14 protein-coding genes and 1 pseudogene are annotated in these 15,609 nt (G+C 72.7%); 8 read left to right on the top strand and 7 right to left on the bottom strand.

What is annotated here, in order from left to right:
* Nucleotides 1-6 precede the first annotated feature (6 nt).
* Both OG440_RS32415 and OG440_RS32410 read left to right on the top strand, forming a co-directional pair.
* Nucleotides 7-2,064, top strand: coding sequence for a WD40 repeat domain-containing protein (locus OG440_RS32415; RefSeq protein ID WP_406010296.1), 2,058 nt, complete (start codon nucleotides 7-9; stop codon nucleotides 2,062-2,064).
* A gap of 306 nt (nucleotides 2,065-2,370) precedes the next feature.
* Nucleotides 2,371-3,116: pseudogene (locus tag OG440_RS32410) on the top strand (dienelactone hydrolase family protein).
* A gap of 140 nt (nucleotides 3,117-3,256) precedes the next feature.
* On the opposite strand, the gene OG440_RS32405 reads toward OG440_RS32410, so the two are convergent.
* From OG440_RS32405 to OG440_RS32380, 6 genes are all read right to left on the bottom strand, one after another.
* Complete coding sequence (locus OG440_RS32405) at nucleotides 3,257-3,451, bottom strand: hypothetical protein (protein WP_406010295.1); 195 nt, start codon at nucleotides 3,449-3,451, stop codon at nucleotides 3,257-3,259.
* A gap of 116 nt (nucleotides 3,452-3,567) precedes the next feature.
* Nucleotides 3,568-4,428 (bottom strand): phosphatidylinositol-specific phospholipase C/glycerophosphodiester phosphodiesterase family protein, encoded by an 861-nt coding sequence (locus OG440_RS32400; protein WP_406010294.1) that lies wholly within the window; start codon nucleotides 4,426-4,428, stop codon nucleotides 3,568-3,570.
* A 172-nt stretch (nucleotides 4,429-4,600) separates the two neighbouring features.
* Complete coding sequence (locus OG440_RS32395; protein WP_406010293.1) at nucleotides 4,601-5,683, bottom strand: acyl-CoA dehydrogenase family protein; 1,083 nt, start codon at nucleotides 5,681-5,683, stop codon at nucleotides 4,601-4,603.
* Nucleotides 5,680-6,861: an acyl-CoA dehydrogenase family protein gene (locus OG440_RS32390; RefSeq protein ID WP_406010292.1), complete on the bottom strand. Its 1,182-nt coding sequence runs from the start codon at nucleotides 6,859-6,861 to the stop codon at nucleotides 5,680-5,682. The genes OG440_RS32395 and OG440_RS32390 overlap by 4 nt, the downstream gene beginning before the upstream one ends.
* Complete coding sequence (locus OG440_RS32385) at nucleotides 6,858-7,829, bottom strand: NADPH:quinone oxidoreductase family protein (protein ID WP_406010291.1); 972 nt, start codon at nucleotides 7,827-7,829, stop codon at nucleotides 6,858-6,860. The genes OG440_RS32390 and OG440_RS32385 overlap by 4 nt, the downstream gene beginning before the upstream one ends.
* A gap of 112 nt (nucleotides 7,830-7,941) precedes the next feature.
* Nucleotides 7,942-8,514 (bottom strand): helix-turn-helix domain-containing protein, encoded by a 573-nt coding sequence (locus tag OG440_RS32380; RefSeq protein ID WP_406010290.1) that lies wholly within the window; start codon nucleotides 8,512-8,514, stop codon nucleotides 7,942-7,944.
* Nucleotides 8,515-8,584: 70 nt separating this feature from the next.
* Between OG440_RS32380 and OG440_RS32375 the strand changes: the two genes are divergently transcribed.
* The 5 genes from OG440_RS32375 (at nucleotide 8,585) to OG440_RS32355 (ending at nucleotide 13,426) form a co-directional block, all read left to right on the top strand.
* The gene (locus tag OG440_RS32375) at nucleotides 8,585-9,550 is read left to right on the top strand and encodes an NAD(P)/FAD-dependent oxidoreductase (protein ID WP_406010289.1); all 966 of its coding nucleotides are present in this window, start codon (nucleotides 8,585-8,587) and stop codon (nucleotides 9,548-9,550) included.
* 143 nt (nucleotides 9,551-9,693) lie between these two features.
* A complete protein-coding gene (locus OG440_RS32370; protein WP_406010288.1) occupies nucleotides 9,694-11,232 on the top strand; it encodes an ATP-dependent DNA ligase in 1,539 nt (512 codons plus the stop codon).
* The gene (locus OG440_RS32365; RefSeq protein WP_406010287.1) at nucleotides 11,229-11,702 is read left to right on the top strand and encodes an NUDIX domain-containing protein; all 474 of its coding nucleotides are present in this window, start codon (nucleotides 11,229-11,231) and stop codon (nucleotides 11,700-11,702) included. Before OG440_RS32370 ends, OG440_RS32365 begins: the two co-directional genes overlap by 4 nt.
* 76 nt (nucleotides 11,703-11,778) lie before the next feature.
* Complete coding sequence (locus OG440_RS32360) at nucleotides 11,779-13,164, top strand: NADP-dependent succinic semialdehyde dehydrogenase (protein ID WP_406010286.1); 1,386 nt, start codon at nucleotides 11,779-11,781, stop codon at nucleotides 13,162-13,164.
* 25 nt (nucleotides 13,165-13,189) lie between these two features.
* Nucleotides 13,190-13,426, top strand: coding sequence for a DUF6213 family protein (locus OG440_RS32355; protein ID WP_406010285.1), 237 nt, complete (start codon nucleotides 13,190-13,192; stop codon nucleotides 13,424-13,426).
* An 86-nt stretch (nucleotides 13,427-13,512) separates the two neighbouring features.
* On the opposite strand, the gene OG440_RS32350 is transcribed toward OG440_RS32355, so the two are convergent.
* Nucleotides 13,513-14,739, bottom strand: a complete 1,227-nt coding sequence (locus tag OG440_RS32350; RefSeq protein WP_406010284.1) for an acyl-CoA dehydrogenase family protein — start codon at nucleotides 14,737-14,739, stop codon at nucleotides 13,513-13,515.
* Between the two features lie 178 nt (nucleotides 14,740-14,917).
* Here OG440_RS32350 and OG440_RS32345 point away from each other — a divergent pair, with 178 nt between their 5' ends.
* A complete protein-coding gene (locus OG440_RS32345; RefSeq protein ID WP_020131608.1) occupies nucleotides 14,918-15,559 on the top strand; it encodes a TetR family transcriptional regulator in 642 nt (213 codons plus the stop codon).
* Nucleotides 15,560-15,609: the final 50 nt, after the last annotated feature.

Genomic DNA, 15,609 nt, shown 5'->3' with positions numbered 1-15,609 from the left:
CACTCCATGATGGCGAAGTTGCCCTTGTCCAGCCCTCGGTGGCATGACGTCGACGGTGTGGAAGCCGGGGAGGTGGAAGCACTCCTGGAGCAGATGGCGTCCGCGGCCGCCGCCGGGAGCGGCGATGAATGGCGGCAGAGCTGGACGTACCTCGCCGGCGGCCTGCTGGACGACGGGATCGTCTCCGAGGGGGCCTACGCGGCCCTGCCGCATCTCGTCGAAGCGGCGGCGGCCCTGTCTCCGGCGCAGTCGGCGGATTTCTGGGTCGACATGGGATGCATCATGACCGCGGATCACCGGCCTCCCGTCCCGGCCGATCTCGAGGCGGGGTTCGGCGCCGCACTGCGTCTGGCCGAGCGCGCGGCCGTACGGAGCCTCCTTGCCGCCGGCACTCCCGCGCAGGTCTGCGCCCACCTCGTGCTCTCCTGCGTGGCCTTCGCCGGCCACCACACGGGCGAAGCGCTGAGGGGCCTCCTCGCCGCCCGGGAAAGCGGTCTCCTGCTGTCGTGTCCCGGGTGCGGGAGCGATACCGAGATCCCCGAGTTCTTCGTGGACCCGGTGCGTCCGCCGGTCGAGGCCCCGGGGCTGCCTGATCCCGCTCAGGTCCGGCAGGGAGGGCATCCCTGGGGGGAGGTCGCCGCCGCGCTGCGCGAGGAGGCGCCGGAGGATGCTCCGGGGGAAGAGTGGGAGCCCTTCCTTCGGGTGGCACGCGCGGTCGCGGCGGCGGGAGTACCCCCGGAAACGCCCGGGCAGGCGGTCCTGTGTCTGCTCGCCGGTGTGGTCGCGGTCAAGGGCGCCCCGTCACGGGCCGGGAGGGAGTGGGCCCGCGCACTGATGTCGCTCACCGGATACTTCCGCTGCTGGGACTGCGAGCGGACATGGACGATCGCCGACGGTCTGGCGGAGAACCCGTACGGCGCGCTCCCCCACCCCGACCCGACCAAGGCGTGGACGGACTCCGACGGGCCCGATGCCCCGGTGGGGTCGGCGACGGCCGGCCCGACAGGCCGAGCGGCGACCCGGTTCCGGCGGGACGGGAACGCGGTGCTCGCGGCCGACGGCACGCCCTGGGGCCGCATCACGGTGTTCTCCGATCCCGTGCCCGGCTCGTCCGGGGGTGTCGACGCACTGGCCGTGCTGTCGCTCCCCGGTCGGCCGACGCTCGTGGCCGGCGCCGGGGACAGGGGCGTGGTGTGCCTGTGGGACGCGGCCGACGGCCGACTCGTACACGACCCGTGGCCGGGACACCCCGACCGGATCCGCTCGATGACGGCCCTGCCCCGGCCCGACGGCCGCGTCCTGCTGGCGAGCGGGGGCGACACCGGGACGATCGCCCTGTGGAGTCCCGTCACCGGGCGGCCGGTTCGCGAACCGGCCGGCAACCGGCCCGGCGGGGTGACCGCGATGTGTACGGCGACCGTCCCCGACGGTCGGACCCTGCTCGTCACCGCCACCCCCCGGGGCGCGGTCCGGTTGCGGGACCCCGACACCGGTGAGTCCGTCGGGCGTCTCAACCCGTACGGCAGTCCCATCCGGTCGATCGCCGCCGTCCCGATCTCCGTCGGCCACACGCTGATCGCGGCCTCGGACACCGCGGGCCGCGTGCACGTGTGGGATCCGGCCGTCGACGACCCCTGGGAAAACGGTGCGGCCGTGCAGTTGAGCGCACGGGCACTCGAAGACGCCGACCACCGGGTGGCGTCCGTGGCGGCTGTGCCCGCGCCCGACCGCACACCCGACCGCACGGTGCTGGCCACCGGAGACGACCACGGCGTGCTCATGCTGTGGGACCTCGCCACCGGTGCCCCGATCGGTGACGGGCTGCCCGCCTCGACGGGCACCGCGGGACTGCCGGTCATCGCCGCCACCAGCCTGCACGACGGTCGCACCGTCCTGGTCGCCGGCAGCAGACACGGTCACACGCTGCGGGTATGGGAACCGGAGACCGGCGCGGTGCGGCACATCGCCCTGGATGTGGCGGTCACCTGCCTCGCCACTGCGGGCCCGCACCTGATCGTCGGGCACGACCGCGGAGTCCTCGGTCTCCCGCTCGTCGGCCGATGACTCGTTTCCCTCTGGACCCGGGGCGGGGACCTGGGGCGGGGTGGGACGGGGACGGGGACTGGAGCTCGGCGGCGAACCGAGACCGGGTCCTCCGTGGTGAGACGGCATCCGGCCGCCGGGCCTCCGCGAAAAAGGCGTTGGCGGACCGCGGCGACCGTTGCTACTCTCCCGGAGGCCGTGCGAGAGAACGAGGAGGTGGTACCCGTGGACACAGTATCGACATGGGTGCTCCCCTCCGGGGTCACGGTCGGGCGATAGGTCGTCGTCCGGGAGCGCCGTTCAAGAGCCCTCCCGAAAGGCACGACCATGCATGTCACTTCCGAGCGACGCCTCGACGACGGCGTCCTCGAGCGAGAGTTCACCCTGGGGGACATCCCCGGCACCCTGTGGACGCCTGGCTCCACTGGATCCGCCGGATCCGCGCCGGCGCCGGCCCCGCTGGTCCTGATGTCCCACAACAACGGCCTGCCCAAGGCGGATGCCCGGCTGGTGGCCCGGGCCCGGTACACCGCTGCGCGCGGCTACGCGGTGGCCAGCATCGACGCCGCCGGCTGCGGTGTCCGTCCTCGTTCCGCCGCAGACGAACAGGCGCGCGCCGACCTCCGCCGGGCGATGCGGGCGGGCGAGCCGGTCGACGAGATCTTCGAGTCCTTCATCGGCCCGCTGGTCGAGAACGCGGTCCCGGAATGGCGGACCACTCTGGACGCCCTCCTCGAACTGCCCGGCATCGGCGGCCCGGTCGGGTACTCCGGAGGATGGACCGCACTCGGCATCCGGCTCGCGGTGGCCGAACCACGCATCGCGGCCGCGGGCTTCTTCGCCGGGGGGTACGTGCCCGGGCCCAGCGCGAGGAGGCCGAGCAGGTCACCATTCCGCTGCTGTTCCTGCTCCAGTGGGACGACGAGGGGAACCCCCGGCAACGGGCCCTGGAGCTGTTCGACGCCTTCGGCAGCAAGGAGAAGACGCTGCACGCCAATCCGGGAGGACACACCGGCACCCCGCCGTTCGAGCTGGAGGACGGGTGCCGGTTCTTCGACCGACACCTGAAGTGATGCCGGACCGTCCGGCGGTCAGCGGACGGTAGTCGGCGGCGCCGGCCACCGACGGTGGTCGGCAGGCGCCGGGCGCCGGCCTCGGACGAGGCTGCCGAAGACGGCGGGAGACTGGCGCCGCCGCGGTCCCGGGAGCGGCCTCACGGGCGAAGGCTGCCGACGATGTCGGCCGTCGCCGTGAGGCCGCTGTGGATGGTCGGGGCCATGCCGGTGCCGGCCAGGAGGAACCCGAGCAGCAGGCAGACCAGCGCGTGGGAGACCTTCAGTCCGCCGTTGCGCATGAAGATCACCGCCAGGACCAGCAGCAACAGCACCGCGGAAATCGAAATGGCCACCGTCAACCTCCTCCGACGCGTCCGCTTTCACGGCGTTCGGCCGCAAGTGTGGCGTAACGGAGGGTTCGTCCGTGCGGCACACCTGTCCGCCGAACGAGTGGTGTCAGGCGGGTGCGCTACGCCGTCCGGTGGGCGTCGAGGAACGCCTCCAGGCCGGCCAGGTCGTCGGTGTTGAGGTAGTCGACGTCGGCGGCGAGCAGTTCCGTCCACAGTGCGTCCCGGGCGGGACCCGCGAGATCGGGCGTGGCCCAGAACCGCACCTGCTGCCCGCGCGCGTGGGCCGCGCCGACGATGGTCCGCAGCTTCTGCCGTTCCGCCTCGGGGAAGGCCCCGAGGCCGAGCCAGGTGAAGTTGAGCGTCCAGTTGTCGCTGATGAGCGGGGCGAACGAGGACTCGGAGGTGCCGAGGTCGGCCAGTCGGCCGTCGTAGAAGGCCCGGCGGACGGCCTGGGCCTCCATGGGCGTACGCGCCGCGCGGTCGCCGGAGACGACGGCGGTCACCGGCCCGGGGCGGACGCTGCCGTGCGCGAAGGTGGTGAACAGCCCCTTGTGACGCCCGAGCTGCCGGTCGAGTGCGAGATACGTCGAGGATCCCTCGGTCTTGATGTCGATGAGCAGTTGGAGCGGCTGCCGATAACCCCGGTACACCGAACCGTGGTGGGCGCGTACGCGGGCGGCCAGCGGGGCGAGGTAGAGCGACTCCAGGGTGCGGGTGGGGTCGAGCTGGTCGGCCGAGTGGGCGACGAGGAGCTCGCCGTCGACGAGGAAGATGTCGGCCTCGACGCTGCCGAAGCGGTGGTCGAGGGCATCGAGGAGAGGGCGGGGGTGCTCGAAGTCGTTGTGGGCGTGGGCGCGCCGCAGCGGGCGGGGGCCGTGCTCGTGTCCGTCGGCGAACGCGTCGGCGGCGGGCGGGGCGAGCACCGCGGCGGCGCTGGCGCCGAGGCCGGTGAGCACTCTGCGGCGGGTGACGAGGGACATGTCGTTCCTCCCTGTGGGGCGGGTCGGGACCACAGGGAGTATGAGGCCGCTCTGGCGGCAACGAACCTGTACATGCCAGGAGTTGGCCGGAGCGCCGTCGCTTGTTCACTCCTTCCGGCCAGGAGCACGGGAAAGCCCGCCCCGGCAGGGGGCGGGCTTCACCGGGTGACGGTCAGGGGGCGCGCAGGTCGACGAGTTCGGCCACGGCGGCCCGGTGGGCGCCCGCGCTGCCGTAGGCGATCGAGTCGGCCTTGGCCCGCTTGAGGTACAGGTGGATCGGGTGCTCCCACGTCATACCGATGCCCGCGTGCAGTTGGAGCGCCTCCTCGGCGGCGTGCACGGCGACCCCCGCCGCGTAGGCCTGGGCGACGGCCACCGCGAGGTCGACGTCCTCGCCGCGCGTCAGCGCGTCGGCCGCACCCCGGGCGACGGCCCGGAGGTTGACGACCTCCAGCCAGAGCTGGGCCAGCCGGTGCTTGATCGCCTGGAAGCCGCCGACGGGCCGGTTGAACTGCTTGCGCTCCTTCAGGTAGCGCACGGTCTCGGTCAACGCCCAGTCGGCGAGCCCGAGTTGCTCGGAAGCCAGCAACCCGGCCCCCGCGCGCAGAGCTCGCCGGACGGCGGGTTCGGCGTCGCCGAGGCGGCGGCCGGGAGCGTCGGCGAAGGTGACGGTGGCGAGCGGGCGGGTGAGGTCGAGGGACACCTGCGGGGTGACGGTCACGGCGGCCGCGTCCACCGCGTACAGACCGCCGTCGTCCGCCGGTACGAGCAGCACGTCGGCGACGGCCGCGTCCGCGATGCCGGACAACTCGCCCTGGAGCAGGCCCCCTACGACGTGTACGGCCGGGACGGCGGTTCCCGGCGCGGTGTGCAGCCCGACCGCCAGCGCGCCGATCGTCCGTCCGGACGCCAGCCGCCCGAGCAGTTCCTCGTCCCCGAGAGCCAGCAGCGCCTCGGTGGCGAGGACGGCACTGGTCAGGTATGGCACAGGAGCGACGGCGCGCCCCAACTCCTCCAGGACTACGGCGACTTCACGGTGGGTGGCACCCTGGCCGCCCAGCGCCTCGGGCACCAGCAGACCCGCGAGGCCCATCCCGTCGGAGAGCGCCTTCCAGGCCGCGAGGTCGTGCGGCGCGTCCGACTCCGTACGCGCGATGACGCCGGGTGCGTCGCAGTGGTCGGCGAGCAGGTCGCGGACGGCGGCGCGCAGCGCCTCTTCCTCCTCGGAGTAGAGGAGATCGGGCTGTGCGCTCATCGGGCCAGGTCCTTCCAGGCGACGTCCTTGTCGGTGCGCGGCTCGGACGGCAGGCCCAGAACGCGCTCGGCGACGATGTTCAGCAGGACCTCGCTGGTCCCGCCCTCGATGCTGTTGCCCTTGGAGCGCAGGTAGCGGTATCCGGCGTCCCGGCCGGTGAAGTCCACCAGCTCCGGGCGGCGCATCGTCCAGTCGTCGTACAGCAGGCCCTGCGCGCCGAGGAGTTCGACCTCCAGGCCGCTGATCTCCTGGTTGAGCCGGGCGAACCCGAGCTTCATGCCGGAGCCCTCGTAGCCGGGCTGTCCGGCGACGAGCTGCTGACGCAGGCGTTCACCGGCGAGGCGGGCGGCCTCGGCCTCGACCCAGAGCTTCAGCAGCCGCTGGTGCAGATCGTGGGTGCGCAGTTCGGGCCGCTCGCGCCAGGTCTTCGAGACCGGGCCGATCATGCCGCCCTCGCGGGGCAGCCGCATTCCGCCGATGGCGACGCGCTCGTTGTTCAGCGTGGTCTGCGCGACCCGCCAGCCGTCACCGACGTCGCCGAGGCGGCGGGAGTCGGGGATGCGGACGTCGGTGAGGAACACCTCGTTGAACTCGGCCTCGCCGGTGATCTGGCGCAGCGGCCGGACCTCGACGCCCGGGTCCGTCATGTCGCAGAGGAAGTAGGTGATGCCCGCGTGCTTGGGCACGTCCGGGTCGGTACGGGCGATGAGGATGGCCCAGCGGGCGACATGGGCGCTGGACGTCCACACCTTCTGCCCGTTGACGATCCAGTCGTCGCCTTCCCGTACCGCGCGGGTGCCGAGGGCGGCCAGGTCGGAGCCGGCGCCGGGCTCGCTGAACAGCTGGCACCAGACCTCCTCGCCCACCCACAGGGGGCGCAGGAACCGCTGCTTCTGTTCCTCGGTGCCGTAACGCAGGATCGTCGGCGCGGCCATGCCGAGGCCGATGCCGAGGCGCCGCGGGTCGTTGTCGGGGGCGCCCGCGGCGGTCAGCTCGGCGTCCACGACGGCCTGGAGGGCGCGAGGGGCGCCCAGCCCGCCGAGGCCCTCGGGGTAGTGGACCCAGGCGAGTCCCGCGTCGAAGCGGGCCTTGAGGAAGTCCGCCGGAGCGGTGTCGGCGGGCGGGTGCGCGGCCAGCAACTGCGCTGTGCGGCGCTTCAGTTCGGCTGCGTCGGTCATACGGCGGCTCCGTTCTGCGGTACGACGGCGACCCGGCCGGTGGTGACGCCGTCGCCGACGCGCTGCACGGCGGCCGCGGCCCCGTCGAGCGGGACGCGCTCACTCACCAGCGGCCGGATCGCGCCCCGGGCGGCCAGTTCGGTGAGCTGCTCGTGGCAGTGCTGGACCAGCTTCGGGTTCTTGGTGTTGTACAGGCCCCAGTGCAGGCCGAGGATCGAGTAGTTCTTGACGAGGGCGTGGTTCAGCGCGGGGCTCGGGATGGTGCCGCTCGCGAAGCCGACGACCACGATCCGGCCCTCGAAAGCGACGGTCTTCGTGGACTGGGTGTAGGCGTCGCCGCCGACGGGGTCGTAGATCACGTCGGCGCCCCGGCCGCCGGTGGCCGCCTTCACGGCCCCGACGACGTCCTCGGCCCGCCGGTCGACGACCACGTCGCAGCCCAGTTCCCGGGCCACGGCGGCCTTCTCGGCGCCGCCCACGACACCGATCACCCTCGCGCCCGCCGCCTTGCCGAGCTGCACGGCCGCGCTGCCGACCCCTCCGGCGGCGGCGTGGACGAGCAGCGTCTCGCCGGCCTCCAGGCGCGCCCTGCGGTGCAGACCGAACCAGCCCGTCTGGTAGCCGATGTGCAGCGCGGCGGCCTCCGCGTCGTCCAGCGAGTCGGGCGCGGCGAACAGCGCGGCCTCGTCGGCGACGGCGTACTCGGCGAAGCCGCCGTACGGCAGGGCCGGGTTGGCGATCACACGGCGGCCGTCCTCGGTCTCGCCGCAGATCTCCACACCCGGTGTGAACGGCAGCGGGGGCCGCACCTGGTAGTGCCCCCGGACCATCAGCACGTCCGGGAAGTTGATGTTGGCGGCACGCACCCTGAGCAGGACCTGGCCGTCGCCGGGCGTGGGCCGCTCCACGTCCTCGAGCCGCATCACCTCGCTCGGCTCGCCGTTCTCGTGCACCTGCCATGCCTGCATGCGGAGCCTCCACGGGACTGCGTCGTCCGACCGGTGTTCCGACCGGGTCGATTCGCATACTAAGCGGTCGCTTGCCAGGAGGGAACAGACGACGGCCGAAGAGTCGCCTCCGTCACCCCTGCCGAGGTCTCGCGCGCACATGCATCCGCTCGCCCTGCGGTCCGAACAGGCTCAGGAACTCCGCCGGCCCCTCCCCCGTCGACCCGAACCAGTGCGGCACGCGCGTGTCGAACTCGGCGGCCTCGCCCGCCGTCATCACCACGTCGTGCTCCCCCAGCACCACCCGCAGCCGCCCCGACATCACGTACAGCCACTCGTAGCCCTCGTGGACGCGCAGCTCGGGCTCCTCCTCGCGCCGGGGCACCAGCACCTTGAAGGCCTGGAGTCCGCCGGGCTGCCGGGACAGCGGCCAGAAGGTGCGCCCGTGCCGCGTGATCGGCTCGGCCCGCACCCGCGGATCCCCCACCGGCGGCGCCCCCACCAGTTCGTCCAGCGGCACCTGGTGGGCCTGTGCGATCGGCAGCAGCAGCTCCAGGCTGGGCTTGCGCAGCCCGGACTCCAGCCGCGAGAGGGTGCTGACCGAGATCCCGGTCGACTCGGAGAGCGCCGCGAGCGTCACCTCCCGCTCCTTGCGGAGCCGCCGCAGCCTCGGCCCGACCTCCGCGAGTACCTCATCGGTCGTCATGCCTCCATATTGCCGAAGCGGCAAAGATGTTTGTCAATCCCGCGCCCGCCCGGCGACCGTGGTCGCGGAGGTGGTCACCGTGACCGAGAAGACCGAGGAGTACGAAGTGATCGTCGTCGGCGGGGGCGCCGCCGGTCTGTCCGCCGCGCTGGTCCTGGGCCGGGCCCGGCGCCGCACACTGGTCGTCGACGCGGGCGAACCGCGCAACGCGCCCGCCGCCCATATGCAGGGCTACCTCTCGCGGGACGGCATGTCACCCGCCGAGTTCCTCGCCGTCGGCCGCGAGGAGATCGCGCGGTACGGCGTCGAGCTGGTCCGCGACCGGGCCGTGGACGTCACCCGGGGCGAGGGCTTCACCGTACGGCTCGCCGGGGGTGCCTCCTCGGGGGAAGGCCGGAGCGTGCGGGCCCGGCAGCTCGTCGTAGCGACCGGCCTGAAGGACGAGCTGCCGCCGGTCCCGGGCGTCGCCGAGCGTTTCGGCCGGGACGTCGTCCACTGCCCGTACTGCCATGGCTGGGAGGTCCGCGACCGGGCCTTCGGGGTACTCGCCACCACCGCGATGAGCGTGCACCAGGCCCTGATGGTGTCCCAGTGGTCGAAGGACGTGAGCCTCTTCCTGCACACGGTCGCCGAGGCGGAGCTGACCGACGAGGACCTGCGCAGGCTGGCCGCGGCCGGTGTGCGCGTCGTCCCCGGCGAGGTGGCCGGGCTGGTCGTCGAGGACGACCGGCTCACCGGGGTCCGGCTCGCGGACGGGCGGGTGCACGACCGCGAGGTGGTGTTCGTCGCGCCCCGCGCGGTGCCGCGGACGGATCTACTGGCCCGGCTGGGCGCCGAGATGAGCGAGACCCCCTTCGGGACGTACCCCGTGGTCGACGGACGGGGCCTGACGACCGTGCCCGGCCTGTGGGCGGCCGGCAACGCGTCGGGCTTCGCCGAGCAGGTCGTGAACGCGGCCAGCCGCGGCTACCGGGCCGGGGCGGCGATCAACGGGGAGCTGCTGATGGAGGACCTCGACGCGGAAGCCGCCCGCTGAGCGGTCCAGGCGAATCGGACCGCGGTTCGGCATCGCCCCCAAGGGTGCGCGAGGAACTGCGCGACCAGCCACAACGCGCCCGCGGACGACAGCGACCCGTTCCCCGACGTGTAAAACCGCGGAGCGCGCCGCACCATGGCTGCATGCTGCTGACCCGGCTCGCCGACGTGTCCCGTGAGGTCGCCGCCACCTCGGCGCGCTCCCGCAAGATCGCCCTGCTCGCCGAACTCTTCCGGGACGCGGAGGCGGACGACGTGCCCATCGTCATCCCCTATCTGGCCGGACGGCTCCCCCAGGGCCGGCTGGGCGTCGGCTGGAAGGTGCTGAGCCGGCCCGTCGCCCCGGCCGGCGGCCCGACCCTCACCGTGCGGGAGGTGGATGCCCGCCTCACCGAGCTGGGCAAGGTGTCGGGCGCCGGATCACAAGCCGAACGGACGCGCCTGGTCGGCGAGTTGATGGGCGCGGCCACCGCGGACGAACAACGCTTCCTGCTCGGCCTCATCACCGGTGAGGTCCGCCAGGGCGCGCTGGACGCCGTCGCCGTGGAGGGCCTGGCCCAGGCGACCGGGGCGCCCGCCGCGGACGTACGCCGGGCGGTGATGCTGGCCGGGTCGCTACGGACGGTGGCGCAGGCGCTGCTCGCGGACGGTCCGGCCGCGCTGGAGGCGTTCCGTCTCACCGTCGGCCGGCCGGTGCTGCCGATGCTCGCGCACACCGCGTCCACCGTGGCCGAGGCGGTCGGCAAGCTCGGCGTCTGCGCGGTGGAGGAGAAGCTGGACGGCATCCGCGTCCAGGTGCACCGCGACGGCGACGACGTCCGCCTCTACACCCGCACACTCGACGACATCACCGACCGGCTGCCCGAAGTGACCGACGCGGCACGGCGGTTGACGGGGGCGCGGTTCATCCTGGACGGCGAGGTCATCGCCTTCGACGAGACGGGACGCCCCCGCTCCTTCCAGGAGACCGCCGGCCGGGTCGGCTCCCGGGTGGACGTGACGGCGGCCGCCGAGGCGGTCCCCGTCGCCCCGGTCTTCTTCGACGTGCTGTCCGTGGACGGCAGGGACCTGCTCGACCTGCCCTTCGCCGAACGCCACGCGGAGCTGGCCCGGCTGGTTCCCGAGCCGATGCGGGTACGCCGCGCGGTCGTGTCCGGCCCCGAGGACGTCGAGGCCGCGGAGGCGTTCTCGCGGGAGACCCTGCTGCGCGGTCACGAGGGGGTCGTGGTGAAGGCCCTCGACGCGCCGTACAGCGCGGGCCAGCGCGACGCGTCCTGGCTGAAGGTCAAGCCCGTGCACACGCTCGACCTGGTGGTGCTGGCCGCCGAATGGGGCCATGGGCGGCGCACCGGCAAGCTCTCCAACCTGCATCTCGGCGCCCGCGCCGCGGACGGCGGCTTCGTCATGCTCGGCAAGACCTTCAAGGGCCTCACCGACTCGTTGCTCACCTGGCAGACGGAGCGCCTGCGGGAGCTGGCCGTCGACGAGAGCGGATACGTGGTGACCGTACGCCCCGAACTGGTCGTGGAGATCGCCTACGACGGCCTCCAGCGGTCCACCCGCTACCCGGCCGGCGTCACGCTCCGCTTCGCCCGCGTCCTGCGCTACCGCGAGGACAAGCGCCCGGAGGAGGCGGACACGGTGGAGACCCTGCTCGCCGCCCACCCGGAGGTGCGCCCTTGACCCCCGCGACGCCGAAGCGCAGCGCGGGCCTGCTGTTGTTCCGGCACACCGACGACGGTCCGCAGGTGTTGCTGGGCCATATGGGAGGTCCGTACTTCGCGAAGAAGGACGCCGGGGCGTGGACCGTGCCCAAGGGCGAGTACGAGCCCGACGAACCGGCCTGGAAGGCGGCCCGCCGCGAGTTCCGGGAGGAACTGGGCCTGCCGCCGCCCGACGGCGAGGCGATCGACCTCGGCGAGGTCCGTCAGACCAACGGCAAGATCGTCACCGCGTGGGCGATCGAGGCGGACCTCGACCCGGCGGCGATCACACCCGGCACGTTCACCATGGAGTGGCCGCCGAGGTCCGGCCGGACCCGGGAGTTCCCGGAGCTGGACCGGGTGGCCTGGTTCGGGCTCGACCGGGCCCGCGAGGTGATCGTCACGGCGCAGGCCACGTTTCTCGCCCGGCTGGTGGAGCACTCGGCCTGAGCGGATGCGCACGCGTTGCGGCCACGGGTCCGGCGCGCGAAGGTCGAAGCACAGTCAGCTCTTCAGGAGGTCGGTCATGCCCATCGCGACGGTGAACCCGGCGAACGGCGAGACGCTTCGGACGTACGAGGCCATGGGCGAGGAGGAGCTGGAGCGCCGGCTCCAGCTCGCGGAGGCCACCTTCCGGACGTACCGGACGACGACGTACGCCGAACGCGCCCGCCTGCTCGACCGGGCCGCCGACCTCCTGGAGGAGGACCAGGCGGACATCGGCCGGGTGATGACCACCGAGATGGGCAAGCCGGTGAAGCAGGCGCGTGCGGAGGCCGCGAAGTGCGCCCGGGCGATGCGCTGGTACGCCGAGCACGCGGCGGAACTGCTCGCCGACGAGGAGCCGTCCGCCGCCGACGTGAAGGACTCCGGCGCCGCGCGCGCCCTGGTCCGCTACCGGCCGCTGGGTCCGGTGCTCGCGGTGATGCCGTGGAACTTCCCGCTGTGGCAGGTCGTGCGGTTCGCCGCGCCGGCGCTGATGGCGGGCAACGTGGGCCTGCTCAAGCACGCCTCGAACGTCCCGCAGACCGCCCTGTACCTCGAGGACCTGTTCCACCGGGCCGGCTTCACCGAGGGCTGCTTCCAGACGCTGCTCATCGGCTCGGGCGCGGTGGACGAGATCCTGCGCGACGACCGGGTGAAGGCGGCGACCCTGACCGGGAGCGAGCCGGCCGGGCGGGCGGTCGCCGCCACCGCCGGCGAGATGATCAAGAAGACGGTGCTGGAGCTGGGCGGCAGCGACCCGTACGTGGTCATGCCGTCGGCGGACGTCGACCGGGCGGCTCGGGTGGCGGTGACCGCCCGCGTGCAGAACAACGGGCAGTCGTGCATCGCCGCCAAGCGGTTCATCGTTCACACGGACGTGTACGACGCGTTCACCGAACGGTTCGTGGCGGGCATGGCGGCGCTGAAGGTCGGCGACCCGCTGGAGGAGGAGACGGAGGTCGGGCCGCTGGCGAGCGAGCAGGGGCGGTCGGACCTGGAGGAGCTGGTGGACGACGCGCGGCGCTCCGGTGCCGCCGTGCTGTGCGGGGGCGAGCGGCCCGACGGGCCGGGCTGGTACTACCCGCCGACCGTGATCTCCGGCATCACCCGCGAGATGCGTATCCACCGGGAGGAGGCGTTCGGGCCGGTCGCGACGCTGTACCGGGCGGCCGACCTGGACGAGGCGGTACTCATCGCCAACGACTCGCCGTTCGGCCTGAGTTCCAATGTGTGGACGCGGGACGAGGCGGAGGTGGACCGTTTCGTCCGGGATCTGGAGGCCGGCGGGGTGTACGTCAACGGGATGACCGCGTCGCATCCGGGGTTCCCGTTCGGCGGGGTGAAGCGGTCCGGGTACGGCCGTGAGCTGTCCGGGCACGGAATCCGGGAGTTCTGCAACATCACCACGGTTTGGCACGGTGCGTGAGCGCCGCGCGGCTACGATCCCGGATGTGAACCGCGAAGTGACTCTGCCTCTGATCGTCGATGACCGCGGGACCCTACAGGTGGCCGCGTCCGACGTGAGCAAGCTGCTCCGCACGTTGGGCGGTCGGTGGCTGCATCTCGTCGAAGCCGGTGCGGACGGGCTCGACGAGGACACCGTCGCCGCGTTGACCATCGAGCTCGCGAAGCTGGCCGACCGGATCGACGTGGCGTGCATCGCGCACAGCAGCGGGGGCGCGCCCTAGGGTTGCGGCCGGCCGCAACGGTTGAGTTCCGAGACAGAACGGCCCCGGGGGCACCCCCGGGGCCGGATCACGCCGTCGTCCCGGTCCTAGCGGATCGGCATCCCCGACAGCGTGCGGGCGATCACCAGGCGCTGGATCTCGCTCGTGCCCTCGAAGATCGTATAGATCGCCGCGTCGCGGTGCATGCGCTCCACCGGGTACTCCCTGGTGTAGCCGTTGCCGCCGAGGATCTGGATCGCCTGCGCGGTGACCGCCTTCGCCGTCTCGCTGGCGTACAGCTTCGACATCGAGCCCTCGGCGGCGGTGAACGGCTTGCCGTTGATCGCCATCCAGGACGCGCGCCAGACCAGCAGCCGCGCCGCGTCGATCTGGGTGCGCATGTCCGCGAGCTGGAAGGCGACGCCCTGGTTGTCGATGATCGGGCGGCCGAACTGCTCACGCGTCTTGGCGTAGTCGAGGGCCACCTCGTAGGCGGCACGGGCCGTGCCGACGGCCATCGCGCCGACCGCCGGGCGCGACGCCTCGAAGGTCGCCATCGCCGCGTTCTTGACGCGCTCGCCGCCCGTCCTCGCCCGCTCGCGGGCCCGTGCCAGCCGCTCGTCCAGCTTCTCCTTGCCGCCGAGGAGGCAGGAGCCGGGGACCCGCACGTTGTCGAGGATCACCTCGGCGGTGTGCGAGGCGCGGATGCCGTGCTTCTTGAACTTCTGGCCCTGGGCGAGACCCGGGGTGCCCGGCGGGACGATGAAGGAGGCGTGGCCCTTGGAGCCGAGTTCGGTGTCCACGGCCGCGACCACGACGTGGACGTTGGCGATGCCGCCGTTGGTCGCCCAGGTCTTGGTGCCGTTGAGCACCCACTCGTCCTTGGCCTCGTCGTACACGGCACGCGTGCGCAGGGAGGCGACGTCGGAACCGGCGTCGGGCTCGGAAGAGCAGAACGCGGCCACCTTGACGTCACTGGCGTCGCCGTACATCTGGGGGATCCAGGTGCCGATCTGCTCCTCGGTCCCGTTGGCGAGGACGCCGACGGCGGCGAGGCCGGTGCCCACGATCGACAGCGCGATGCCCGCGTCGCCCCAGAACAGCTCCTCCATGGCCATCGGGATGCCGAGGCCGGTGGGGTCGAAGTACTGCTGCGCGTAGAAGTCGAGGGAGTAGATGCCGACCTTCGCGGCCTCCTGGATGACCGGCCAGGGAGTCTCCTCACGCTCGTCCCATTCGGCGGCCGCGGGGCGGATGACGTCGGCCGCGAAGCCGTGCAGCCAGTCCCGGACCTCCTTCTGTTCGTCGTTGAGCTCCATGGTGAACTCGGCCATGTCCCCTCCAGCGGCGGAACGTGCTTGTTACTAGCGGTAACGCGAGTCTGTTACCGGTCGGTAGGAAAAGTCAACTCCTGCCGGCGGCCGGGGAGCCCCCCGGCCCGTTCGATGTCAGGCTGCTGCCAGGTGTTAGTTTGCGCAGGCGTCACCGAATCAGCACGGGTGGGGAGAGCTCATGGACACCACGCAGCGGACCGAGCAACAGCGGTCCGCCGACCGCCGAAGGCGCGAGCTGCTGGAGGCCGCCGACCGGGTGGTGCTGCGCGACGGCCCGCAGGCCTCGATGAACGCCATCGCGGCGGAGGCGGGCATCACCAAACCGATCCTCTACCGGCACTTCGGCGACAAGGGCGGACTCTACGCCGCGCTGGCCAAACGGCACACGGACGCGCTGCTGGATTCGCTGCGGGCCGCGCTGGACGCTCCCGCCGAGCGGCGCGAACGGGTCGAGGCCACGCTGGACACCTACCTCGCCGCGATCGAGGCCCGGCCTCAGGTCTACCGGTTCCTGATGCACCCGTCGGACGGGTCGCCGGGCGAGCAGGGTTTCGACGTGGGCAAGCACTCGGCGCCGCTGCTGCGGCGGATGGGCGAGGAGCTGGCCCAGGTCATCGAGGACCGGGTGGACCTCGGACCCGGCAGCCAGCAGCTGGCCCGGGTATGGGGGCACGGGATCGTCGGGATGATGCACGCGGCCGGGGACTGGTGGCTGGGCGAGCGGCCCTGCACCCGTGCGGAGCTGGTGCGCAGTCTCGCCGATCTGCTGTGGGGTCGTCTCGCGGCGGCCGGCGACAAGCTCGGCGGACCCGGGTTCTGACTCCCACGCCCGCAGGCGGGCGGAAGGCGGGACGGGTGGGCCCTCGCGCC

Source organism: Streptomyces sp. NBC_00637 (assembly GCF_045161545.1).
Classification (GTDB): domain Bacteria; phylum Actinomycetota; class Actinomycetes; order Streptomycetales; family Streptomycetaceae; genus Streptomyces.
This window is presented reverse-complemented; position numbering and strand designations above follow the sequence as displayed.

Bases quoted from the DNA above. Each gene is read 5' to 3' on its own strand.
- OG440_RS32415 (WP_406010296.1), top strand. From the start codon at position 7: ATGATGGCGAAGTTGCCCTTGTCCAGCCCTCGGTGGCATGACGTCGAC.
- OG440_RS32400 (WP_406010294.1), bottom strand. From the start codon at position 4,428: ATGTCCCTCGTCACCCGCCGCAGAGTGCTCACCGGCCTCGGCGCCAGC.
- OG440_RS32395 (WP_406010293.1), bottom strand. From the start codon at position 5,683: ATGAGCGCACAGCCCGATCTCCTCTACTCCGAGGAGGAAGAGGCGCTG.
- OG440_RS32390 (WP_406010292.1), bottom strand. From the start codon at position 6,861: ATGACCGACGCAGCCGAACTGAAGCGCCGCACAGCGCAGTTGCTGGCC.
- OG440_RS32385 (WP_406010291.1), bottom strand. From the start codon at position 7,829: ATGCAGGCATGGCAGGTGCACGAGAACGGCGAGCCGAGCGAGGTGATG.
- OG440_RS32380 (WP_406010290.1), bottom strand. From the start codon at position 8,514: ATGACGACCGATGAGGTACTCGCGGAGGTCGGGCCGAGGCTGCGGCGG.
- OG440_RS32370 (WP_406010288.1), top strand. From the start codon at position 9,694: ATGCTGCTGACCCGGCTCGCCGACGTGTCCCGTGAGGTCGCCGCCACC.
- OG440_RS32360 (WP_406010286.1), top strand. From the start codon at position 11,779: ATGCCCATCGCGACGGTGAACCCGGCGAACGGCGAGACGCTTCGGACG.
- OG440_RS32350 (WP_406010284.1), bottom strand. From the start codon at position 14,739: ATGGCCGAGTTCACCATGGAGCTCAACGACGAACAGAAGGAGGTCCGG.
- OG440_RS32345 (WP_020131608.1), top strand. From the start codon at position 14,918: ATGGACACCACGCAGCGGACCGAGCAACAGCGGTCCGCCGACCGCCGA.